At 42.5% G+C, this 24536-nt stretch carries 13 protein-coding genes and 1 pseudogene; 8 read left to right on the plus strand and 6 right to left on the minus strand.

Going from position 1 to position 24536, the window contains the following annotated elements; genetic code table 11:
* Positions 1-133 precede the first annotated feature (133 nt).
* Positions 134-1738: a murein biosynthesis integral membrane protein MurJ gene (gene murJ, locus V7K89_RS05535; RefSeq protein ID WP_335185099.1), complete on the minus strand. Its 1605-nt coding sequence runs from the start codon at positions 1736-1738 to the stop codon at positions 134-136.
* Positions 1739-2503: 765 nt separating this feature from the next.
* Between murJ and V7K89_RS05540 the strand changes: the two genes are divergently transcribed.
* Positions 2504-5521 (plus strand): GAF domain-containing sensor histidine kinase, encoded by a 3018-nt coding sequence (locus V7K89_RS05540; RefSeq protein ID WP_335185101.1) that lies wholly within the window; start codon positions 2504-2506, stop codon positions 5519-5521.
* 161 nt (positions 5522-5682) lie between these two features.
* On the opposite strand, the gene V7K89_RS05545 is transcribed toward V7K89_RS05540, so the two are convergent.
* Together V7K89_RS05545 and V7K89_RS05550 are read right to left on the minus strand one after the other, a co-directional pair.
* Positions 5683-6189 (minus strand): pentapeptide repeat-containing protein, encoded by a 507-nt coding sequence (locus V7K89_RS05545; RefSeq protein WP_334913687.1) that lies wholly within the window; start codon positions 6187-6189, stop codon positions 5683-5685.
* A 132-nt stretch (positions 6190-6321) separates the two neighbouring features.
* Positions 6322-7839 carry an LCP family protein gene (locus V7K89_RS05550; RefSeq protein WP_335185104.1) on the minus strand — a complete coding sequence of 506 codons (1518 nt, stop codon included), beginning with the start codon at positions 7837-7839 and terminating at the stop codon, positions 6322-6324.
* A gap of 115 nt (positions 7840-7954) precedes the next feature.
* On the opposite strand from V7K89_RS05550, the gene V7K89_RS05555 reads away from it, so the two are divergent.
* From V7K89_RS05555 to V7K89_RS05565, 3 genes are all read left to right on the plus strand, one after another.
* A complete protein-coding gene (locus V7K89_RS05555; RefSeq protein ID WP_335185106.1) occupies positions 7955-9019 on the plus strand; it encodes a mannose-1-phosphate guanylyltransferase in 1065 nt (354 codons plus the stop codon).
* 78 nt (positions 9020-9097) lie between these two features.
* The gene (gene yidD / locus V7K89_RS05560; protein WP_335185108.1) at positions 9098-9394 is read left to right on the plus strand and encodes a membrane protein insertion efficiency factor YidD; all 297 of its coding nucleotides are present in this window, start codon (positions 9098-9100) and stop codon (positions 9392-9394) included.
* 32 nt (positions 9395-9426) lie between these two features.
* Positions 9427-11073, plus strand: a complete 1647-nt coding sequence (locus tag V7K89_RS05565) for an ABC1 kinase family protein (protein ID WP_335185110.1) — start codon at positions 9427-9429, stop codon at positions 11071-11073.
* Positions 11074-11324: 251 nt separating this feature from the next.
* Here V7K89_RS05565 and V7K89_RS05570 read toward each other — a convergent pair whose 3' ends face one another.
* Both V7K89_RS05570 and V7K89_RS05575 read right to left on the minus strand, forming a co-directional pair.
* Positions 11325-17147, minus strand: coding sequence for a PAS domain S-box protein (locus V7K89_RS05570; protein ID WP_335185111.1), 5823 nt, complete (start codon positions 17145-17147; stop codon positions 11325-11327).
* 787 nt (positions 17148-17934) lie between these two features.
* A pseudogene (locus tag V7K89_RS05575) lies at positions 17935-18350 on the minus strand (transposase); the annotation flags it as partial.
* A gap of 180 nt (positions 18351-18530) precedes the next feature.
* Here V7K89_RS05575 and V7K89_RS05580 point away from each other — a divergent pair.
* Positions 18531-18875: an Hsp20/alpha crystallin family protein gene (locus tag V7K89_RS05580; protein ID WP_335185113.1), complete on the plus strand. Its 345-nt coding sequence runs from the start codon at positions 18531-18533 to the stop codon at positions 18873-18875.
* Positions 18876-19043: 168 nt separating this feature from the next.
* On the opposite strand, the gene V7K89_RS05585 is transcribed toward V7K89_RS05580, so the two are convergent.
* Positions 19044-19403, minus strand: coding sequence for a Rieske (2Fe-2S) protein (locus tag V7K89_RS05585; protein WP_335185115.1), 360 nt, complete (start codon positions 19401-19403; stop codon positions 19044-19046).
* Positions 19404-19651: 248 nt separating this feature from the next.
* Here V7K89_RS05585 and V7K89_RS05590 point away from each other — a divergent pair, with 248 nt between their 5' ends.
* The 3 genes from V7K89_RS05590 to pyk all read left to right on the plus strand — a co-directional run bounded on the left by V7K89_RS05590 (position 19652) and on the right by pyk (position 24449).
* Positions 19652-21496 carry a vWA domain-containing protein gene (locus V7K89_RS05590; RefSeq protein WP_335185117.1) on the plus strand — a complete coding sequence of 615 codons (1845 nt, stop codon included), beginning with the start codon at positions 19652-19654 and terminating at the stop codon, positions 21494-21496.
* 234 nt (positions 21497-21730) lie between these two features.
* Positions 21731-22774, plus strand: a complete 1044-nt coding sequence (gap, locus tag V7K89_RS05595; protein ID WP_335185119.1) for a type I glyceraldehyde-3-phosphate dehydrogenase — start codon at positions 21731-21733, stop codon at positions 22772-22774.
* 244 nt (positions 22775-23018) lie between these two features.
* Positions 23019-24449, plus strand: coding sequence for a pyruvate kinase (gene pyk / locus V7K89_RS05600; RefSeq protein ID WP_335185121.1), 1431 nt, complete (start codon positions 23019-23021; stop codon positions 24447-24449).
* Positions 24450-24536: the final 87 nt, after the last annotated feature.

Genomic DNA, 24536 nt, shown 5'->3' on the forward strand with positions numbered 1-24536 from the left:
TCACAGGAGTAAGGTTTCATTCTACAGGCACTTAGACGTTGATATACTCCATCATCCCATACTGTATTGCACTCAAGCAGGAACTGCTATATATATTTGGATATTTCTTAACATTGGCTAGAGTGGTCGCTCGTTATTTCTTCAAAAAGCGCTGACGTAGACGAAATATAAAAATATTTACCTCTGGTATTTTCAGCCAGGAAGCGATCGCCGCAAACACCACAATCCCCACGAAGCCAGATACACACAATTGCAACGCCAGAATCAGTAAACCCGTTTTGCCTAAAACTTGCTCACAAGCAAACAAAGTCCCATAGCTTGCTACCCCAGCTACTACGCTACCACCAGCTAAACCCAAAATCGGCAAACTCCACTCGCGCCAAGGTAAACCATTGAGTTTGCGATCAAGCAACCATAACAGCATTAACATTGAGCTACAATTTACACCAACTGTTGCTAATACCAAACCGGGAGCGCCAAAAGGTTCAACGAAAAACCAATCTAATATGATATTGAGCAAGATGTTAAAAATACTGATGCGAAAAGGTGTCTGTCCATCGCCCAAAGCATAAAATACCCGCACCAAAACATCACGTCCCAAATAGGCAAACATCCCAATTCCATAAGCCACTAGCAAGGATGAAACTAGCTGTGTAGCTTCTGGCTTGAAAGCACCGCGCTCATATACCACCTGCACAATGGGGACAGATAACGACGCCATCAACGCCCCTAGCGGTAGCATGGTAAAAGCAGTGAGTAGGAGTCCTTGGTGAATTCGTAATTTTAAGTCCTGCCAATTATCGGGGCCAGCAAGTTTGGCAAATATCGGTAATAGAGGCAGTAAAATAATATTAGAAATAATCCCCAAAGGAGTTTGGACTAATAAATTGGCATAGTTAAATCCCGCTGCTGCACCAGGAATAGGACTAGCAAAATAAAGGTCAGTGGCAACATTAATTGGCATCATTCCAGAGGAAACTGTTGCCGGAGTCATGATTTTAATGACTTCTTGAACGCCAGGAGATTTAAAATCAAACCGCAGGCGTAATGTGCCCAATCCTAACCGCCACTGGACAATTAGCTGCACTAACCACTGGAGAATTGCTCCTGCTAAGGTTCCCCAAGCTAACACCATTCCCCCGATTAAAGCGTATTCCGGTTTAATAATGTCCTTGCCCAGTTGCATCGCTAAGATAGCAATACCGCCAACAACGGTAATACTGGATAATAAAGGGCTAATAGAGAGTAACCAATATTGATTGGCTGTATTGAGAGTACCAAAGCCAATGCCAATTAAACCGGCAAATAAAGCCATCGGTGCCATAATACGGAGTTGTTGAATGGCGATCGCTCTGGTTGTTTCTTCCAAACCATGACCGACTAAATCAACGATCGCATCCGCAAAGAAAACCTGAGCCAGTGTCACCAGTAACAGCATTCCACCTACCAGCGTTGTCACGGTTTCCACTAGGGGAGCCGCTTCTTCTCGCCGCCGCTTGGCTAAAACGCTGACGAGCGCACTGTGTAATGGCCCATTTACACCACCGAGTAAGATCAATAGAAAGCCAGGAATAATATAGGCATAACTATAGGCGGTGGCAGCAGCACCAACACCAAAGGCGGCAGCGATCGCTTGCTGCCGCACTAAACCGAAGACTTTACTAATTAATGTGGCTGCGGCAACAATGCCAGCAATTCCAGCGAAAGAACGAGAGGGTTTTTGGTCTTGTTGTGTCACGAATAATACCCGACAACTCTTGCAGAGTGCATACTTTAAAACATTTAACCTGAAATTCCGCAGTCTGTCAGGTAAATTTTGACAAATTAGTAATTTTAAATGCCTTTGCCCTTGGCGTAAACATCGCTCTGCCTATGGTGGACTACGCCAATGCTCAAAATTAGAATTCCTGAGATTGCTATAATACAGCGAATTACAAGTTAGTTAGATTGCTATTTCAATGGGGTCAGACCGCTTTTCTGATTTGCCTCGGCAACACTAATTTAATACAGCCTTGCTTAAGTTCGTAGTGAATATACTCAAATAAACTTTGCGCTCCTCTGTTTTTGAAATTAAACCCTTATTTGGTGACGAATTTACAAAATTGTCTCCTTAGTCATCTCCTCTGTTGTGTACAAGCCAAAATTATTTTTTAACCCATTACAAGGATAGATCAAGAAAGGGGAACTATAACAATAACCATCTTCTGGGAAATAGTTGAACTAGGGATTGAAGATTGGGGACTAGGGACTGGGTATCAGGCGAGGTTTGAATGGGGATTGGAATCCCAAACAAATTTTACTCATATTTTTCTTCCCTAGTACCCAGTACACAGTCCCAAAGCGCCCATTTCCAACAAATTGCCATCCATCTGAAATTGGTAAATTCTGGACGCGGCCAGTTGAAGACTGTAAAACTTTGCAGTTTGTCATATTTGTGACACTTCTTAACCCCATGAATTTTGGTATGAGGAACTTTTATATAAAAACTAGATAATCCAGAGCAATGGAACTCAATTCAAATTTCACAGAAAATCAACTTCAAGAGCAACTAGAGCAACAAAAAGCTTTGGCGAGTGTAATTGTCCGAATTCGGGAGTCTCTTGACTTAGAAACAATTTTTCAAACTACTGTTACACAAGTGCGTCAGTTGCTAAATGCTGACCGAGTTGCAGTATTCCAGTTCGACCGCGAACAAAACTGGCAGGGAGAATTTGTTTCTGAAGATGTTGCAATTGGCTGGGACTCAGCAATGGCAGTAAAAGTTTATGATCGCTGTTTTGGAGAACAATTTGCTGCCAATTATCAACAAGGTCAAGTGCAAGCAGTAGCAGATATTTACAACGCAGGACTGAGTGATTGTCATGCCGCAATTTTGAGTAAATTTCAGGTACAGGCTAATCTCGTTGTCCCTCTATCACGGAAGAAGGAACTGTGGGGATTGCTTTGCATTCATCAGTGCAGTGAGACTCGTAATTGGAAAGAATCGGAAATTGAGTTTATTCGTCAAATTGCTGACCATCTTACCGTTGCGATTCAACAAGCGAACCATCTCCATGAAGTCAAATTGCAAGCTGCAAAATTAGCTCAAGCAGTTCAGCGCGACCAAGTAATAGCTAAAATTGTCGATGAAATTCGCTCACCCCTTGATATTGAAACCATCTTTAAAACTACAACTCAAGAAATACGTAAGCTGCTGCAAGCCGATCGAGTTGCCATTTTTAGCTTCAATCCCGATTGGAGTGGTAATTTTGTTACTGAATCATTTACTGAAGGCTGGACTCCCTTAATTGGTCTTCTGCCTGCGATGTCTACGACGGGCTACGCCTACACTGATAGTTATTTGCAACAAACGCAAGGTGGACGTTACGTTAACAACCAAACTTTTATAGTTAATGATATTTATCAAGCCGGATTAACAAACTGCCATGTAACTCTGTTAGAAAAATTTCAGGCAAAAGCCTTTGCTACTGCCCCTATTCTCCAAGGAGATCAACTTTGGGGAATCATCGCTGTCTACCAAAATGCTTCACCCAGAGAGTGGCAATCTTATGAAGTCGAATCACTGAGCAAAATCGGTACACAAATTGGTGTAGCAGTGCAACACCATAAATTGCTGGCATACGCTCAGTACCAAGCAGAGCAACAAAAGACATTAACTAGTGTGATTACTCGAATCCGGGAGTCCCTAGATTTGGATACAATCTTCCAGACTACTGTCACCGAGGCTCGGCAAATGCTGCAAGCAGACCGAGTGGCAGTCTTTCGTTTTGACCCGCAAAAAGATTGGGAAGGAGAATTTATTTCTGAGGATTTTGTGCCTGAGTGTAACTCGGTAATGGCAGAAAAAGTTTATGACTATTGCTTTGGGGAAAACTTTGCACACCTTTATGCTCAAGGTCGAGTCAATGCGATCGCTGACATTTATCAAGGAAAGTTCCCCGGTTGCTACGTCCAAATCCTAGAAAAATTTCAAGTGCGGGCAAATATGGTCGCACCTCTATTGAAAAAAGGTGAACTTTGGGGATTGCTATGTATTCACCAATGTACCGCTCCTCGTTATTGGCAACCCTCTGAAATTGAATTTACCAGTCAAATAGCCGAACAATTGGGAGTCGCATTAAAACAGGATTCTTATTTAAAGCAAGTTCAAATGCAGGTTGTCCAGTTAGCAGAAGCCAATGAACGGGAGAAAGCAATGGAACGGCAAGAACTGCTGGCTGCAACTATTGATAAAATCCGCCAGTCACTCGATATTAAAACTATTTTTAGAACCACTACTCATGCTGTGCGAGAGTTACTCGAAGTCGAGCGAATTGCAATTTACCGCTTCAACCCAGATTGGAGCGGTAAATTTGTAGCAGATTCCTTTAAAGATGGTTGGAAACCTGTTATACAAGACCAAGTAATGATTATAAAAACTTTTGAAGACACAGACGATGATAACGAACTTCCACGTAACGAAACCTTTGTTCCGATTCGGGAAGGTGAAAAGTTATGGGGATTATTAGTTGCTTATCAAAATTCGCAACCGCGTTATTGGAAAGAAGAAGAAATTAATTTACTGGCTCAAGTTGGGGTGCAATTAGGAATTGCGATTCAGCAAGCAGAATTACTCGAGCAAACTAAACGTCAAACCTTAGAACTTACTCAAACTCTCCAAGAATTAAAACAAACTCAGACCAGGTTAATTCAGGGTGAAAAAATGGCAGGATTAGGACAACTACTTGCTGGAGTTGCCCATGAAATCAACAATCCTATCAGTTTTATTTTTGGCAATCTTATCCATTTAAATGAATATACTCAAGAACTATTAAAGGTAGTGAAAATTTACCGTCAAAACTCCTCAATATTGCCAACTGTCCAAGAGCAAATCGACAAAAGTGATTTGGACTTTCTCATCGAAGATTTACCCAAAACTCTTGAGTCAATGAAAGTAGGAACAGAGCGGATTTGTGATATTGTGTTATCACTGCGAAATTTCTCTCGTACAGATGAGGCTGAATTAAAGCCAGTAGATATTCATGAAGGCTTGGATAGTACTTTGCTAATTTTAGGGCATCGCCTTAAAAACAATAATGAACGCCCAGCTATTGAGATTGTTAAACAATATGATAGTTTACCTTTGCTCGAATGCTATCCCGCGCAATTAAATCAAGTGTTTATGAATCTTTTGAGTAACAGTATTGATGCATTAGAGGAAAAATTTAACGCTATACAGCAAAGGTATTTAAAATTATTACAAACGTGTCCAAAAATACCCTTGACTATCTGGATTAATACGCAAGTCGTTTATGACCAGATTGTAATTAGAATAGCTGATAATGGTCTTGGAATTCCAGAAGAGGCGCGATCGCATATATTTGATCCCTTCTTCACTACCAAAGCACCAGGTAAAGGTACTGGGTTAGGATTGTCAATTAGCCATCAAATAGTGGTTGAAAAACATCATGGTAAAATGAAATGTTCTTCTCAACTAGGAGAAGGAACAGAATTTTTAATTGAAATTCCCATTGGTAATTAGAGGCTACTGATTTTTGACAATTCTCAGTCAATCTTAAATAGGGGAGCCAGGATAAGTAGAGGTTTCCTCCGTTCCCCGAAGGCATCATTACAAACTAAAGAAGTTTGATTTTCCACTTTTCGCTAAAACGTCTCTGTTTTCATGCTCAATGCGGAGATTCTTTACCTACAACCCAAACTATCTCGCGTTGATACACCTGTAACTGGATTTACGCCATCGGCTCTTTCACACAGCAATGACACTTGATAGCGATCAATTAAAGCATCGCTGAAATCAGCACCAGTGACATCAGCATCATAAAAGCGGCTGCGTGTCAAAGTTGCTTCAGTAAATATGGCATTTTTCAGGTTAGCACCATCCATAGTGGCGCGATCAACTAAAGCGCCGCTCAAGTTCGCATCTTCCAAATTTGCCTTTAATAAAACTCCTTTAGTCAGAATTGCGTTGGTTAAATTCGCTGCTTGAAAATTTGTCCCCCGCATTTCTGCTGCGACAAAAGTTACACCTGCCAAGTCAGCATGAGAAAAGTCACGATTTTCTAAATTTATATTGTTGTAATTGATTGTGTTTATTTGAGCAAAAGCCGGTTTGGGATTAAGTATTATCCACCCAAAAGCGAGTAGTAAAATCACTATCAAACCCAAAAAGCGCAGTAAAATCTTTTTCATAACTTTATTATTTGTCCTTTGTCCTTTGTCATTAGTCCTCTCTTACAAAGTTCTGAGCGGAGGTTTCCTCCGCTCAGACTTTGCGCTTTGTCCTTTGTTAGTTAACAATGACTAATGACCAATGACCAATGACTATTTCCAATCTTTACCAATGCGAATTGTCAGATCGGATTCTAAATCACCAATGGCAGACACCTCGATTTGACCCAAGCCTAAGACTTTTTGCAAATCAACCCCAACTCGTTGGTTGCCTTTTTGGACAATAATCTGAGTTTGACGTTGGGTATCTGGCCAATCAGGTACTTTGTAAATATTCTTAAAGCCTTTCTGTTTAAGATAAGCAATAACTTTTTCAGTTAGCTGAGGTTGATTTGAAGCATTTTGAATAGCAATTTTGAGGTTAGGAACCTGACGCATATCTGGCTTTAGACCAGGTACATTTACCCCAACATAATCATTCAACAGGCTCTGCTGTCCAGTCATATTCAGCCAATAGCTATCAGGGTCTTTGCTAAAACGGCTAAACGTACCAGGCAACACGGTCATTTGGAAATTATCTCGATCTAGGTTAAGACCGAAATTGACCAACGCCATCATTTCTTCCATCTTCAGGTTGGTATCAAAATATTTTCGCATCAAGCGAGTTAATTGAGGCAACCTGGGTAGGACGGTGGGACTATTTAAGCGTTGCAGCAGAGCTGCTATGAGTGCTTGCTGACGCTGCACTCTCGGCAAATCTCCCAAACCTGGTTCGCGGAATCGGGCAAACTGTTCTGCTTGTTCGCCATTGAGGGTTTGCCAGCCACTGACTAAATTAATCGATAGCCGACTGCTGGAGTCTTTATATTCCATTGATTGGGGAACAAAGACTTCTACTCCGCCTAACTGATCGACTAACTGGCGTAAGCCACTGGTAGAAATACGGATGTAACGATCGATTGGGGCGTTGTTTAAAGTACGGCTAACTACCCGTGCTGCCAAGACTGGACCGCCTTTGGCATTGGCATCAGATACCTTAGTTAATCCCTTTTCTCCCTTTTCGGGGATGGCAATCATCGTATCTCTAGGAATGGAAAGTACCCGTACAGATTTTTCACTAGGGTTAAGTCGTACCAGTAGCATGGAGTCGCTTTTCCCTGCAAAGCTTTCTGGTGAACCATCAACAGTACCGCTGATTGGTTCAATCCCCATGATTAAAATATTCATCGGTCGTGAAAGCTTGTACTGGGAGAGTTTACTCCATAACTCTCCTGGTAATGGAATTTTTACTTCGTCTTTAGCAGTAGTTCCTAAATCGTCATCTGTTCGATCTAGATTGCTCCATAAAGGAGTCCATAGCGCTAACGTTGATACCAGCAGTCCAGATAAGATAATGCCAATGACAACCGTCATAAACCATAACAGCCATCGAGGCATGGTTAAGCCCAGTCTCTCAGAAAGCTGATTGGGAATCGCGCCCACAGATTCGACGACGCTACGGTGGTTCGGATTCGCTGGCTGGTTTAGTTTAACCTCCTCCTCTGAGTCGGCTACTGGTGCTGGCGTTACTTGATTTTCTGTCCGTTGAAGTTGCGACGATCGCACGTCACTTTCAAACTCTACTTGTTGAGACGTAACCGGATTTTCCGACCATTCGACTTGCTTTATCACAATTATCTCCCCACTCAACCACTCCCTAAAAGTATGTTAATCCAAGCTACAAATATTGCCAGTGGAAAAGCTCACTGTAAACTTGTAATGTTCTTCGGTAGGCGTGTATGACAACATGAATACTTTATTGTTCCCCGTAATCCTAGCTGGTGGTAAAGGTGAACGTTTTTGGCCCTTAAGCCGCAAAGACCGACCCAAGCAATTTTTAAGTCTTGATGGTAGCTCTAGAAGTCTATTACAAGCAACCGCCGATCGATTGATTGAACTCGGTGGTGGATGGGATTCCCTGTGGGTAATCACTTCTAGTCAGATAGCTGAAGGGGTAAGACAACAATTACCTGATCTACCAGTTGAAAACTTGCTGATTGAATCGGAAGGCAGAGACACTGCCGCAGCTGTTGCTTGGACAAGTTTAGAAATCAAACAGCGCTATGGAGAAGACGCTGTGATTGGCTTTTTCCCTGCTGACCACTGGATTGCTGACCAAAAGGCGTTTGCACACACATTAAATGCAGCAACGCAACTGGCAACAAGCACAGCAGCGATCGTTACACTGGGGATCAAGCCTACTTTTCCATCAACCGGTTACGGCTACATTGAACAAGGTGAAAAAATAGGTAGCTTTAATGAGTTGCCAGCTTATCACGTGAACCGCTTTACTGAAAAGCCCGACCAAGAAACGGCAGAGACTTTTTTATCTACGGGACGTTTTAGCTGGAATAGTGGAATGTTCGTTTTTCGGGCGGGGGTTGTTCTCAAGGAACTACATACCCATGCTCCAGAAATTATCGAACCTTTAGAACAACATGGCCCTGATATCTATCCTCAGTTACCTAAGAAGAGTATAGACTATGCGTTAATGGAAAAGACCACTCTAGCATACGTTTTGCCAGTTGATTTTGGTTGGGATGATTTAGGAGATTGGAATGCGATCGAACGTTTACTGAAAAAAGAAGAGACTCCCAATGTGGAACTCGCTACTCATGTAGGTTTAGATACGCAAGGGGCGATTATTTACGCCTCAAATCCAGAGGATGTAGTTGTTACTATTGGTTTAGAGGATGTGGTGATTGTGCGCGATCGCAATGTCACCCTCGTTGTCAAAAAAGAACGTACCCAGGAAATCAAGCAGATCCTTAAAATTATCCAAAGCGATTCCCGATTTACCGACCTGCTATAAAAGTTAGAACCCTTGGCAGAGGCGAAAAAGTCTGTTTTCCCATTATAACTTGACAGTCTATTATTTTATCTGACAGTTATGGACATTATTAGCTTTGAGCCTCTGGCCAAGACAATAGCAATCGGTTCTATTACTGCCTATCAAAAATATATTTCTCCGTCCAAAGGATTTTCTTGTTCCCATCGCTTATTACACGGCGGGGATTCCTGCTCTAATTACGTCAAACGGATGCTGAACGAACAGAAGCTCGACGAAGCCGTACAATCATCCTTAAAAAGATTTCAAGAACGTGCGGCAGCTAGCAAAACTTTAACAAGCACCATAGCTAAAGCCGATTTCCGTTGTATTGTCATTCCCTGCTGCCTACCTCTTTAACTCCTCTGCCTCTTTGCAGTTATTTTACAAAAATGTTCCTCACCCAAACTGTTCCCCGTCAACGAGAAATTCTGGAAGTCTTCCTTCGCAATGGCTGGGACTATATGCGAAGGTTACTTACTGGTGCCAAAGCTGATGAACCTCAACTTCCAACACCTGCGGTTTTAAAAAATATTCTGGTAGATTTGGGTCCAGTTTACGTCAAACTTGGTCAGTTAATGTCTACCCGCCCTGACTTACTGAGCGCCTCCTACATTGAGGAATTGTCAACTCTACAAGATGAAGTACCACCAGTTCCTTGGTCAGAAATAGAAATAATCCTCCGTAAAGAATTAAAACTTTCACTAGCAGAAACCTTCAGTACAGTTAACCCGATTCCAGTCGCAGCCGGATCAATTGCCCAGACACATCGAGCTACACTAGTAGACGGTCGAGAAGTCGCTTTGAAAGTGCAACGTCCGGGAATTGATCTGACTGTTGCCCAAGATATTGCTTTAATTCAAGGTATTGCCGATTTAGTTGCGCGAACTGATTTTGGACAAACCTACGAAATCAAATCCATCGCCGAAGAATTTACCAAAGCTTTAGAAGCTGAGTTAGATTTTACACGGGAAGCAAGTTTTACAGACCAACTGCGGCGCAACTTATCCCAGAGTCGCTGGTACGATCCTACACAAATAGTGGTTGCGGAAATTAACTGGGAATTGACCACACCAAAGTTACTGGTAATGGAATGGCTGGATGGAATACCGTTCTTGGAGGCGGATTTAAATAGTGACCCCAATGTTAAAGATCCTGCCGAAAAGCGTAAAGAAATAACTACTTTGTTATTTCGGGTATTTTTCCAGCAACTATATATTGACGGGTTTTTTCACGCTGATCCCCATCCAGGAAACTTGTTTTATCTCAAAGATGGTCGTGTTGCCCTGTTAGATTGTGGCATGGTGGGAAGACTTGATCCCCGTACACAGCAGATATTAACGGAAATGTTGTTAGCGATCGTTGATTTAGATGCTCAAAGGTGCGCTCAGTTAACTTTACAGCTATCAGATTCTGGTCAACCAGTAATTTTGTCGCGGTTAGAAAATGATTATGATCGCATGTTACGTAAGTATCATAATGTCAGCCTTACGCAAATAAACTTCAGTCAGATAATTTATGAAGTTTTACAAGTTGCCCGTAACAATAAAATTAGGTTACCTAGTAATATGGGTTTGTATGCCAAAACCCTAGCGAATTTAGAAGGGGTAGCGCGGACATTCAACCCAGAGCTTAATTTTTTTGATGAAATTAAACCATTAATTACAGACTTGTTTCGTCGGCAATTGCTGGGCGATAATCCAGTGCGATCGCTATTACGAACAGCCTTAGATATTAAAAGTCTCTCTCTCCAATCTCCCCGCCAAATTGAACTATTATTAGACCGTGTTACTTCAGAAACCTTACAGTGGAATCTATCACTGCGGGGATTAGATGGCGTGCGCCGCACGATGGACGATGCAGCGAACCGACTATCTTATAGTATATTAGTGGGTTCACTGATTATGGGTGCAGCAATTATTTCTACCAAAGCGCAGACAACACAGCTATCTTTTTTAAGCACCACCCTGTTTGCCGTCGCTAGTTTATTGGGTTTGTGGTTAATTGTTAGTACATTGCGATCAGGACGTTTACGGTAAAATCATTTTGAATTTTGGACTGAGAAAAAGAAGGAACAATCTAAAATTTAAAATTGAATTACTCCTGCTATTTTCATCCTCACCGGAGGCAGAGTGTCTCCGGTTTTGCTCCAATACCATACATATCGATCCGTTACCAAGTAGGGTAGTATAATGTCTAAACTAGTAATGAAAAGTTTGTAGTAAGCACTTTGGTGCTTAGAAAATTAAGGACTAAAGTCCTGATTATGAGCTTGCATACCTATCAATTTTTATTCACTGGATAATACTCCTGCAAGACTCGTCAATTCCATAATTTTCTCAAATTGAAAATCATGAGCTAAATTCTTAATAAAATTTTGTAATACAGCATTTTCTGAAGGAATTTGCTCAATCAATTCTAAAATCAGGTCATCACTACATTGAGCTGCGGCAGTATACAGCTGTTTTATCCATTCAGGCGACATTTCAGATAACAGAGTCACTAAATCCGTAAGTGTCAACATTGATTTTGATCTTTGTTGCTTTAGGTTTGTTAACTGATAGCTTTCTTCTTGATAAATATATTGAACTCCCAAATATTCGCTCAATTTTTCTAATAATTCTTCCTCGCGGAAAGGCTTGTTAATATAATCATCGCAACCCGCTTTGAGTATTGCCTCTCGTTGTTCCTCAAAAGCATTAGCAGTTAAGGCAATAATGATGGTCTTCCAATTGTGGATTTGAAATTCTGTATTTTGGATTGAATCTTCTCTAGTTTTAATAACTTTTGTGGCTTCGTAACCGTCCATAATCGGCATCCGCATATCCATTAAAATTAGATGTGGTTGCCATGTCTGCCAAAGTGCGATCGCTTCGATGCCATTTATTGCTTCCTGGACTGCAAAACCGATGGATGTAAGAATTTTCATTAGCACTAAACGGCTGTCTGTGGAGTCATCAACTACTAAAATACGGTATTCGCTTTGAGCAGCTGCTAAACTAATGACTTGGCGTCTAGTTTGTTGGATCTGGATTTCGTTGGCTGCGGCTAGAGCAAATTGAATATCAAAAGCAAATTTACTTCCCTCGCCAATAGTGCTGGTGACGCTAATATCTCCTCCCATTAGTTGCACGTATTTGCGGCTAATTGCTAAACCTAGTCCTGTTCCCTGTTGCGATTTTCTTCCGGTTTCAGTTTGCCCAAAAGCTTCAAATAACAAGTCAATTTCTTGTGGGGCAATACCGCAACCGGTATCTTGTACCTCGAAGGTTAGGGATTGGGCATTGGGGAGCCACTGCGGTCTTGGGGTCTCCCCAAGTGGAGCAAGTGGCGTCATTGAGCATTGGGCATGGAGAAGAGACAAGGTAGACGAAGAAGAGGGGGGAGACTTGGGAGAGACTTGTTCAATAATTCCCCTTTGTCCCCCTTGTCCACTTGTCTTTCCTTGTTTTTTCTGCTCCTCTGCTCCCCCTGCTTCCCACTTTCCACTCTCTATTCCCACCCGCAGCGTTACCCTTCCAGTATCGGTAAATTTGATTGCATTTCCCAAGAGGTTAAGCAATACTTGACGCAGTTTACTTTCGTCAACTTGGATGTACTGAGGAAGGTGAGATGTATATTCAAAAACCAATTCCAATCCTTTGGAGATGGCGCGGAAGCGCAACATCTCTTCGAGGTTTTGCAAGAGGTGAATTAAGTCAAAACTGTTGAGATTTAAGGTTATTCTGCCAGCTTCGATTTTAGACATTTCCAAAATGTCGTTGATTAGATTTAGGAGATGTTCGCCAGCACGATTAATAATTGCTAGATTTTGCTGATGTTCAGTTGATAAATCATGATCGTGGCTCATGACTTGGGTAAAACCAAGGATGGCGTTGAGTGGGGTACGCAGTTCGTGACTCATGTTGGCGAGGAATTCGCTTTTGGCACGGTTAGCAGCATCAGCAACAATCACAGCTTCTTGCAATGCTTGGGACTGCCTTTGAGTTTGCGCTAGCAATTGTGCCTGCTGTAAAGCAACACCTAACTGATTGCCAATTTGAACTACGATGTTAATTTCTCCTGATTTCCATTGGCGGGGATCGGAATTTTGGTAACTCGCCAGCAATCCCCAAAGCTGACTACCATGTAAAATCGGAACAATAATGTAGGCTTTAGCCTGAAAGCGCTCTAAGAGGTTGATATAAGCAGGATGAAACTCAGCGTTGTAAATGTCTGGGACACAAATGAAACTTGCACCTGGGGTTACTTGCAGATCAGGGTATTCTACGTGGTTATTACCGCCATCCAAAATTTTTGCTAGGCAACGCCCATCTTGTAAAACACTTTCTGTGAGATGAGGGTCATTGTTGTGTTCTTCTACCAGAGAAATCCAACCGTTACCCACCGATTCAGAAACAAATTCGCCATTCCAGTTGGGATTGAAACGATAGACAACAACCCGATCGCAGTTGAGTACTTGGCGTAATTCTTCGGTTGTAGCCGCAAATATCGTCTCTAAATCCAGTGTTTGGCGCATTCTTTGAATCACTTGGGCGATCGCTCTTTCTCGCTCTGCACTCTCACGCAAGGCTTCTTCTGCCAATTTTCTTTCGGTAATATCTGTAATTGTACCGATGTAGCCTTTAAGTTCTCCATTATCTCTAAATTCTGGCAAAGCATGACAAATTACCCAGACGACTGTACTATCATCATGCAAGAAACGATGTTCGTATTTATAGCTTGACTTGGCGACTGTTGCTTGATTCCATGCCAACAATAGCTGCTCGCGGTCGTCTGGATGTACGGCATTTGCCCAACCTGTTCCCAGAGATCCTTCTAAACTACATCCAGTAATTTCACTCCAGCGTTGATTAAAATATAAAACATTGCCATCTACATCAGTATGAAATATACAAGCTGGTGAGGCTTCTGCTAGAAGTTGATATCGTTGCTGACCTGACTGCAAAGCTAGTTCTGCCAATTTGCGATCGTTAATATCTGCCCAATAACCAACGCATTCTATAGGGTAGTCAGCTTCGTCACGAATTAACCTCATTTTTTCGTAGAACCAGTGATAAGTTCCGTCAGCGTGTAACCAGCGGTATTCATAGGAAATGTACTCTTGCTCAACAAGGTGGGAAAATTTTTCCGAGATGAGTTCAATATCTTGTGGGTGAACGTGATGGAGCCAGAAACTGGAATGATCGATAAATTCCTGCGCTTCGTAGCCCACCATTTCTTTAACGTTTTCACTAATAAAAGTAGTGCTAAAATCCTCTGATGTTTTGCTGCTATAAATGACTACAGGACTAGAGGTGAGCAGATATTGTAGGCGTTCGTTGGCTAAACGTAGTTCTTGTTCAACGCGTTTGCGTTCGCGCAACGCTGCTTGCAGTTCGCTAATTTCTACTAAAACTGTGCCGACACCAGAGGGGCGATCGTCTTCACCAACAATCGGAAAATAAGAAGCTAAGAAGTGGCGAATAATGTTTGGTTGTTTAATTGATGCGCCGCTTAATTCTTGATTGAGAATGGGTTGACCACTTATTAGAACCTGTTGATAAATTGGTTCCATTAAAGGGGCGATATGGGGTAAGACTTCATGGATGGTCTTGCCAATATGATCTTGCTGGGGTAGTCCATTAATCTCCGCCAGCAGTTGGTTGATTTGCACAAACCGTAGCTGGTTATCTATAATATTCATACCGACGGGAGCACTGCTAAAAAAGCCATTGAGACGAGCTTCTCTGAGTGCTAGTTCTTGTTCTAGGGTTTTGCGCTCAATCAACCCACCCAACTGAGCAGCAACAGCACTGACTAGTAAGAGCAAACGCCGATCTATCAATACTGAACTACGTTTAAAAAACATTAAAACAGCTAATACTTGGTTCCCAGCCAGTATGGGAACACCAAACCCAGCTTTTAATCCCACCTTTGCGGCTTGTGGTGATCGCCAGAAAACTGGTTGTGTAACTTTAGAAACATCTTCTATCCATTCTGGTTCTTGGTTCTGCCAAACTCTTCCTGGTAATCCCACTCCCAGAGGGAATTTCACAGTTTGGCTTTGGTAGCAAAATTCTTCTAAACTGCTATCCTCACCATACCAGCCCAGACTGTGTTCTAAAACAGTCCCATATTCATTAGGTATCCAGGCTTCACCAAAATCCCAGGCAATGGTGTGACAAATTAAGCGCAAGACCACTGCTAAGGCGCTGTTGACATCACTGGCACGAGTGATAGCTTGGGTTGTCAACAGTAACAAACGGCTTTCATTTTCTGCCTGCTTGCGTTCAGTAATATCTTTTGCAGTTCCAAGTACGTACCATTGTCCATCAATCTCGATCATTTCTGCACTCAATAGTGTTGTCCTGATTTCTCCTGTTGAAGTGCAGACATCAATCTCATAGTTGCGGATGGCTTTTGTTTGTTGCAGGATGTTGGTGAGAAAATTATATTCTTCTGGATTCACCCAAATATGCAATTCTTCATCAGTGCGATCAATCACTTGAGAGCGAGAATAACCAAAAAACCGACAAAAGCTATCGTTTACTTCGATATAGCGTTTATTGTGAACAGTAATTAAGGCAATTGGATCGGGAGATGACCGAAAAGCTGACGCTAACTTTTTTTCAGAAGCCCGTCGTGCTGCTTCTACACGTTGACGTTCTTTTGCCTCCAATACCAAAGATACTAAATTACCCAGAGAGCGAGCGAAATTTTGGTCTTCTAGCGTCCAATGATGAGTAACTTCCACTGCCTCCAGACATAAAACTCCTACGGTCTTTCCCTCCAGCCTAACGGGTGTATCGAGTATAGAGGTGATGTTTAATCTTGAATAAGACTTAGAAAATTCTTTAGTTCTGGGATCAGTATGAGCATCATCTGCGGCGATTAGTTGGTCTTGCTGCAAAGCTGCAAAATAAACTGGATAGTCTGCCGCTGATAATAAAAGTCCTTTGCTATGTTGATTGCGACTGCCCTCAAATAGATCGAAACACTGGATTTTTATGCCTGTTTCGTCATACAACCAGACACTAGCTCGTTCTATGCCAATATTTTTGACAGCTGTTTCTGTGATTTTACTCAAGGCTGCTTTCAAATCACCTTGATAAAGCGTCTGATTTTGTGCCAATTGTGTTAGCACTAGATTATGATTGTGGAGCTTAATCGCACTTTCTTGGAGTAATTTTTCTATACTTCTGTGCTGCGTAATATTACTACCAGTACCTGTCATACCTATAACCTGACCCTCTTCGTTGCGTAATGCGATCGCATTCAACATTAGATAAAGTAAGGTACCATCTTTAGCTACACAGGTAGTTTCATGCTGAAAAATAGACTTTCCCTGAAAAACACCTTCAAAGGCTACTTTATCTTGAGCAACTTGTGTAGGTGAAATGAAATCAATTAAGGCACGCCCGATCATTTCTTGGGGTTCGTAGCCATAAATCTGCTTGACTGCTGGATTAACAAAGGTAATTAGTCCATCAATGTTCACCGACCAGATCATGTCCTGGGATGTCTCCATGAGGAGGTGATACTGACTTTCACTCTTCTTGAGGGCGGCTTCGACTACAAGGCATTCACTTTGATAAACTTCTTTACAAAAGGCTTTGCTAATGCTAACAGGAATTTCTTTAAAAATATCTTCTATTTGTCTGTTGCGAATATTTAACTCAACTGTAATCCGTTGACGCTCTTTAATCTCCTGTTGCAGTTGGAAATTTTTTTCTTTTAACTGTTTTTTCAGTCTTTGGAGAGTGAGTTGATTTTGGACCCGTAATAAAACTTCTTTAGTTTGGAATGGTTGAGTAATATAGTCAATGTCGCCTAAATTTAAAACGTTTATTTTTTCAAAAAAATCATCGAAATTTCCGAAAATAATCATCGGAATCTCTTGAGTTTGATCGTTAGCTTTCAAATATTGACAAACTTCATAATCATCCCTCTCGATCATGAGAACATTTAGCAAAAGCAAATCTGGGGAAGAGGCGAGTGCAGTATTGATTGCCAATTGCCCACAAATGACACTTTCTACCTGATAACCTTGGTTTTGAAGGATGTCTGATAAAAAATGTAAATTCTCTAAGTTGTCATCAACTAATAAAATTTTTATTTTTTGAGCATCCATATCAGTTACTAAGTTAATTTTCAATCAGGAAGAATTTCTTGAATAAAACTGAAGATAAAATCAGAAAGCAAAACTCTGTCACCTGATTGTAAATAAAATCATCGTTGCTTACAACCATACTTCAGCGCAGGGTGTATAAAAAAGTTGCAGATAAAGCAGGATAACTGTTTATATCATGTCCACTTCATTACTTAATTAAATCCGAAAAATCCCAAACAGCTAAAGCTACGGTGTACACACAAGTCCTAAAAACCAGCTTGCTTGATGAGGCTTGACTCGTTCCCAGTCTCCACCTTGCAGTGCATTGATTGAGTCAGAGACTCAATGTCTGACTAGAGGCTGCTGCCTCTAGTCAGACATTGCCATGCTTTGTATGGGAACGAGATAATTGAGCTTTTTTCTACTTGTGTCTACACCGTAGTCCTTCGCATTGGGGAGACGTCAAAAGCGTTAGCAGTCTTCCATACGGCAAGCTACGCGCAACGTCTTTGTCAATCTAACCCTTAACATCGGGCTAGAGCTTCTAGCTACAAGCGAATTTCATTAAATTTACATTACATAATATAGTTTAATTTATGATTGCCTACTTACTTTGACATTAACTATTCTCAAGCTTTTTATCATTTTTTGTTTGATACGGCAAATCCAACCTATATCTGTACAATTTACCCAACTGTTTTTAGATTCTTATTTTATTAAATTACTTACTAGAGAGAAGAAGCAAAGCAAATACAGCTCTTCTCTAAAAAACACGTCTAAAACTTTGTTTGATTACCCAAAATTGAAATCGCTTACGACCTTTGATTTTCTTGCCCGCATCGTAGCCTACGGCTTCATGCACCATTGCAGCAGTTTTCACACTTTGACTATCGATGATTGCCTAGGATGGACTTGAATGGCGCTCCTGCTCAATCCGAACCCACTGCCGGAGACTATCGTGAATGTTCAACCACGTACCTGATGGCGCCAGTCGCGAAAATATGTGTACACTGTCTGCCATGCGGGAAAGTCGCCCGGTAGCGTAGGCGTAGCCCGCCGTAGGCATCGCCATCTAACTCCTTCTACCAAGACATAGAAAATTGCGTTAAGGACTTCCCACATATCAACTTCACGCTTGCGACCACCGGGTTTGGGTTCTGGAATCATGTCACTCAGAAATTCATATTGAGCGTGGGTGAGATTGCTAGGGTATGCTTTACTCATGTTGCTCATGAGAGTGCTGTCTACTATCTATTCACAGCGTATACCTAGAGAGCTTTTTTACAACCTGTTAGACTTTTCAAACAGCCTCTTACAGTAGCCGAGCGCGGTAACTCCAATATTTCTGCATCACCAAGAACAGCGTGGGTTCCTGCGGTTGAATTACATGATAATGGTTCAGAGTTGCTATTAAGAGTTGAGATTCCAGGCGTGGAAGCTAAAGACCTCGATGTTGAAGTTACTCAAGATGCAGTTTCGATAGCTGGTGAGCATCGTTACGAAAAACATTCCCAATCTAAGGCTAAAGTTCATTCTGAATTCCGGTATGGCAATTTCACTAGAGTAATACCTCTGCCAACCAAAGTTCAGAATCAACAAGTTAAGGCAGACCTGAAAGATGGGATTTTAATTTTGACTTTACCCAAACTGGAGCAAGAGCAAAGCAAAGTCTTCAAAGTAAATTTAGGCCAATCTCAAAGTGCTATAGCTTCTATAGAAGCTGGCAATGGCAACACCAACCCAATATAAGATCACAGCAAAGTGTTCAAACTGCTTGAGAAGAGGTTCTATTTTCTCATTCAATAATTTCTAATATCTCTAAAATAGGTAAATTTTGATAGAAACCCCAGCCAATGAGTTTAGCTGGGGTTTTTCTTTTTTACTTAGCACTGTTTCAGTAAATTCAGGGAGAGGGTCCTATTCTTCTTGCACATCAACCCAGATACTGCCTTCTTCAACACGAATCGGAAACACTGGCAGTGCCTTTGGTTGTGAAACTAACGAGAGTACCTTACTTACACCAGGTGGCCAAGAACACCAATCTTTTACCTCACCAGTCCGCAGGTCAAAAGCACTGTGATGGAAGGAACAAACAATTGCTCCATTCTCAGTTATTTTCCCTTTTTTCAAGGGTAATTTTAAGTGAGGACAAGTGTTATCTAAAGCATAAAGCTGACTTTCGTGATTCAAAAGCAAAATTTTCCGGTTGCCAACTTTCACCACTTCTCGCGCACCAGGGGAAAGTGCATCGACTGCAAGAACTTTAGTCCAACTCATTAGGTTCTCCTCTCCTAATATATCTGCTTACAGTTTCCCGCAATAGTGACCAGTGCGATCGCCTTTAAGTACCGGATGTCTATGATCGGCTTTGTCTAAGCTGGTGAGAAACTGTAACTATAAAATATACATTAAATATAATTTTTATACTGAAAAAGATTATTTCTGGGTAAACTAAATAAAGCACTTACTATCTATGCATCACCAGACTTGTAGCTGATAGTAGACAATGATGAAGGATATAAAAAATGATTAAGACAAGTTACGAATTTGACCAGTCTATCCTTGCCGCAGGATCTGCATTAAAGACTAATATTCTGCTACGTTTTGGTGCTGACATAGCTAAATCTCCTCGACGTAACCTTAACCTTTCGCTTGTAATTGATCGTTCCGGCTCTATGGCAGGTGCTCCCTTGCATCACGCACTCAAAGCCGCTGAGTCTGTGGTAGAGCAACTTGAGCCAGATGACATTCTCTCGGTAGTTGTTTACGACGATGAAGTGGATAGTGTTGTACCACCCCAGTCTGTGAGTAACAAAGCCGCACTCAAAAATTCTATCCGCAAGGTGAGAGCAGGTGGTATTACCAACTTATCGGGAGGATGGCTCAAAGGCTGCGAACACGTGAAAACGCGACTTGATCCCCAAAAAATCAACCGTGTTCTCCTGCTTACCGATGGTCACGCCAATATGGGCATTCAAGACCCCAAAATACTAACGGCGACATCAGGGCAAAAAGCTGAAGAAGGCATTATCACAACTACGTTAGGCTTTGCTCAGGGTTTCAATGAAGACTTGCTGATTGGTATGGCAAGAGCCGCCACAGGCAACTTTTACTTCATTCAGAGCATTGACGAAGCAACTGAAGTGTTTAGTATTGAGCTAGACAGTCTTAGAGCGGTAGTGGGACAGAACCTCAAGGTGACACTGGAATTGGCTGATGGTGTCAGCCTTGTTGATACCTTAAGTCTGGCTAAAGTTAGCCAGAATGACGCTGGTCAAGCTGTCATCACCTTGGGAGAGCTTTACGAGGGTGAAGATAAACTTCTCGGTTTGAATTTGGGGATATCAAGCGCTCAAGTTGGTGAGTTACCTGTGATGAAACTGCATTACAGCGCCGATGTTGTGCAAAATGACCGCATTCAAAGCGTGTCAGGTACTATAGATATCGTCGCCAAAGTTGGCACTGTTGAAGAAGCAGCTTTTGCTGCTACAAGCCATATCATTTTAGAACTGAGTCGCCTTACCATTGCTAAGGCCAAAGAGACTGCTCTTAATCTTGCTGAACATGACAAGCATCAGGAGGCTGAACAAACCCTGCGATCGCTTGTGAAAGATTTGCGGGATAAAGGCTTGAACGAGAATTTTGAAATTGCTGAAGAGATCGATCAGCTTGAATATTTCGCTAGTCGGATCGCTCAAAAAGCTTTAGGCAATGCCGGACGGAAAGAGATGCGAGATCAGACTTACCAGACGATGACACGCAATCGCCGCGATTTGGTGGGTCGCGGTGTCACTACTGGCGATGAAGTGTACGCCATGCCCATTGTGAATGAAGTCGGTTCAGGTGTTGAATTGCACTGCGTTCGTGAAGGGGGTAAACTGCGGGTCAAAGTCATGTCCGAAGGCTACGATTTAACCATGAACATTCAGTTTCCCCGCGCCATTCGTGCCGAGGGGGCACGCTATGTTGTTGAAGGACTGGAACCCTCAAGTGATGCTACTTTCTATCGAGTACGTGGTAAAATCACCCGTTTTGCTCAACCTGGTGAAACAGATATCTTTGTTGCCCCTAGACAATCGCATCCAGCTAACACAGGTAAAGCTTCTAAAGGCCCTGCCAGTGCTGCCGATCTTCCCACAACTGACAGTGTAGGGGACAGTATTTTAATTCAGTGTGTCAAAGATGGCAGCAAGCTGCGCGCTAGAGTGGTTTCCGACGGATATGAACCAGATTGGAACATGCGTTTTCCGCGATCGGTTCGCGAGGAAGGAATGCTTTACGTCGTTGATGAAGTCAAAACAGCACCGGATGGCAAATCTTATATTGCCTGTGGTGAAATTAAGCGATTTGTCCAACCCACCACTAATTAAGTTGAATTGGGGACTAGGGAAAAAGCAGGGGAGAAGTTGCAGTAAGTTTATTCCCTTCTGCCTCTTCCAATGGCCCAATCCCCAATTACCCATGCCCCAATCCTTAAAAGATGCCAAGTAAATATGCCTTAGCTGACTGAGACTGTCACGATCAAAGAGTAAAGAGTAAAAGGCAATCTATTTTGACTTTTAACTTTCTCCTTTTGTTCAACTTCCACAACGGGAGGTTTAATCTTGACTAAATTGAAAGTTGGCATCAATGGCTTTGGTCGAATCGGGCGACTTGTACTTCGCGCTGGCATCGATAATCCCAATATTGAATTTGTGGGCATTAACGATCTAGTACCACCAGATAACCTCGCTTACCTATTAAAGTACGACTCAACCCACGGTCAATTAAAGCACAACGTTGAAGCCAAGGAAGACGGCATCCTAATTGACGGACATTTTATTCCTTGTGTGTCGGTGAGGAATCCAGCAGAGTTACCTTGGGGAAAATTAAGTGCAGATTATGTCGTGGAAGCTACCGGACTATTCACTGACTACGAAGGAGCCGCAAACCACCTGAAGGCAGGTGCAAAGAGAGTGGTAATTTCTGCCCCCACCAAAGATCCAGATAGAGTTACTACTCTGTTAATGGGTGTCAATCATCACCTATTTAATCCTGGCAAGGATATCATTGTCTCCAATGCTAGCTGCACTACAAACTGTCTAGCTCCCATAGCTAAGGTGATTAATGATAATTTTGGGGTGACTGAAGGGTTAATGACCACAGTCCATGCCATGACTGCTACTCAGCCAACTGTAGACGGCCCCAGCAAGAAAGACTGGCGGGGTGGTCGAGGTGCATCCCAAAATATTATTCCCTCCTCGACAGGCGCAGCGAAAGCCGTAGCACTTGTTTTACCAGAATTGAAAGGCAAGTTAACTGGGATGGCATTACGAGTTCCGACTCCCGATGTCTCTGTAGTTGATTTAACTTTCAAAACAGCCAAAGCCACCAGTTATCAGGAAATCTGTGCTGCCATGAAGGAGGCTGCCGCAGGTTCACTAAAGGGTATCTTGGGCTACACAGATGAAGAAGTAGTTTCCACAGATTTTCAAGGTGATACTCATTCCAGTATCTTTGACGCGGGTGCTGGGATTGAGTTGAATTCCAACTTCTTCAAGGTAATTGCTTGGTATGACAACGAGTGGGGCTACTCAAATCGCGTCATTGACCTGATGTTGTCTATGTCACAGAAGGAAAAACTCGCCCCGACAGCGGCTGTGGTTTGATTAGTCATTAGTCATTAGTCATTAGTCATTAGCTTTTGACTGCTGACTTTTGACTAGGGACTTTTGGGATGTGGGTAGAAACGGTAAATACTCCGAAAACAAAAGGGAATCTAGTATTTTTATTTAGCAAACCAGTGATATGAAGCACGTGTGAATTTGGATGTTTTGTGCGATGTCTACGACGGGCTACGCCTACGCTCAAAGCATCCAAATTTGCAGGTTACTCCTCAACCCCCCAATCCCTATGCGTCGAACCAAAATTATTTGTACTGTTGGGCCGGCTACATCTGCATCTGAGAGGCTGCAAGCCTTAGTAGAAGCTGGAATGAACGTGGCACGGCTGAATTTCTCCCACGGAGCTTATGAATTCCACGCCCAAACGGCTCACTATCTTAGGCAGATTAGTACTGACCAGCAAAAGCCGATCGCAATTATGCAAGACCTATGTGGCCCCAAAATTCGCTTGGGAACTTTACCACCAGAGGGCTTAAATTTAGAAGCTGGTACTGAAGTTACCTTTGTTTTGCAAGAAAAGGGTGAGAGTATTGAGGAACTACCCCTACCATTGCCGACTTTGTTCGCAATGGTGCGACCAGATGAACCGATTTTGATTAATGATGGTCGCGTCAAATTGATAGTTACCGATCGCGACGCTGATCGCATTCGGGCACAGGTGAAAAATGGCGGCTTAATTTCTACGCACAAGGGAGTAAACCTGCCCCAAACTCCTTTACCTGTAAGTTCGATCACCGAAAAAGACTTGCTGGATTTGCGTTTTGGGATTCAGTTGGGTGTAGACTGGGTAGCGGTGTCCTTCGTGCGATCGCCACAAGACTTAGAACCCGCCAAGCGCATGATTGAAGCCGCTGGCGCTTCGATTCGCTTAATTGCCAAAATCGAAAGAGCAGAGGCAGTAGAAAACTTTGACTCCATTCTGAAAGTTGCCGACGCGATCATGATTGCGCGTGGCGATTTAGGGGTGGAAGTGCCAATTCACGAAGTACCCCTAATTCAAAAAGATATTATTCGCCGTTGCAATCGTGCTGGTAAGCCAGTGATTACAGCCACCCAAATGCTAGAGTCGATGATTAGCGCTCCCGATCCCACTCGCGCCGAAGCAACCGATGTTGCTAACTCTATCTTGGATGGAACAGACGCGGTAATGCTTTCTGGTGAAACAGCTGTCGGACAATATCCCATCGCCGCCGTCCAGATGATGCACAACATCGCCGTGCGGACAGAACAAGCTCTAGATGAGGGTAGCAAACATGCCTGGTGTCATGAAGCGGGCAGTCTTAGCGTTACCGAATCTGTGGCAGAATCTGTCTGTCGCATCGCCTATGAAACCGGCTCACGGGCAATTCTCTGTAACACTACATCAGGAAGTACGGCGAGAATGGTGTCTAAATATCGGCCGACTTCTCCTGTTATTGCTCTGACCTCCGACATTACCGCTTACCGCCAGCTAGCACTTTCTTGGGGAGTGGAACCTTTGCTAATTCCACCAGTCCACAATGCTGAAGAGATGTTTACCAATGTGGTGAACACAGTTGTAGACATGGGTCTAGCGAATAAGGGCGATAAGGTGGTGATTACCTCTGGTGTTCCAATTGGTAAATCAGGAACAACTAGTTTAATCAAAGTGCATTCTATTGGACAGCCAATTTCGGCATAAGCCACCTAAAATAGGGCTGTGGCTGTGAATAGTAAGCATTGGGCAATGATTCCGAAAAATTGCCAAAATCAGAATTGAAGGAATAAT

The organism is Nostoc sp. (assembly GCF_036917515.1).
Classification (GTDB): domain Bacteria; phylum Cyanobacteriota; class Cyanobacteriia; order Cyanobacteriales; family Nostocaceae; genus Nostoc.

Bases quoted from the DNA above. Each gene is read 5' to 3' on its own strand.
- V7K89_RS05540 (WP_335185101.1), top strand. From the start codon at position 2,504: ATGGAACTCAATTCAAATTTCACAGAAAATCAACTTCAAGAGCAACTA.
- V7K89_RS05565 (WP_335185110.1), top strand. From the start codon at position 9,427: ATGTTCCTCACCCAAACTGTTCCCCGTCAACGAGAAATTCTGGAAGTC.
- V7K89_RS05585 (WP_335185115.1), bottom strand. From the start codon at position 19,403: ATGAGTTGGACTAAAGTTCTTGCAGTCGATGCACTTTCCCCTGGTGCG.
- pyk (WP_335185121.1), top strand. From the start codon at position 23,019: ATGCGTCGAACCAAAATTATTTGTACTGTTGGGCCGGCTACATCTGCA.
- V7K89_RS05555 (WP_335185106.1), top strand. From the start codon at position 7,955: ATGAATACTTTATTGTTCCCCGTAATCCTAGCTGGTGGTAAAGGTGAA.
- V7K89_RS05545 (WP_334913687.1), bottom strand. From the start codon at position 6,189: ATGAAAAAGATTTTACTGCGCTTTTTGGGTTTGATAGTGATTTTACTA.
- V7K89_RS05570 (WP_335185111.1), bottom strand. From the start codon at position 17,147: ATGGATGCTCAAAAAATAAAAATTTTATTAGTTGATGACAACTTAGAG.
- V7K89_RS05590 (WP_335185117.1), top strand. From the start codon at position 19,652: ATGATTAAGACAAGTTACGAATTTGACCAGTCTATCCTTGCCGCAGGA.
- yidD (WP_335185108.1), top strand. From the start codon at position 9,098: ATGGACATTATTAGCTTTGAGCCTCTGGCCAAGACAATAGCAATCGGT.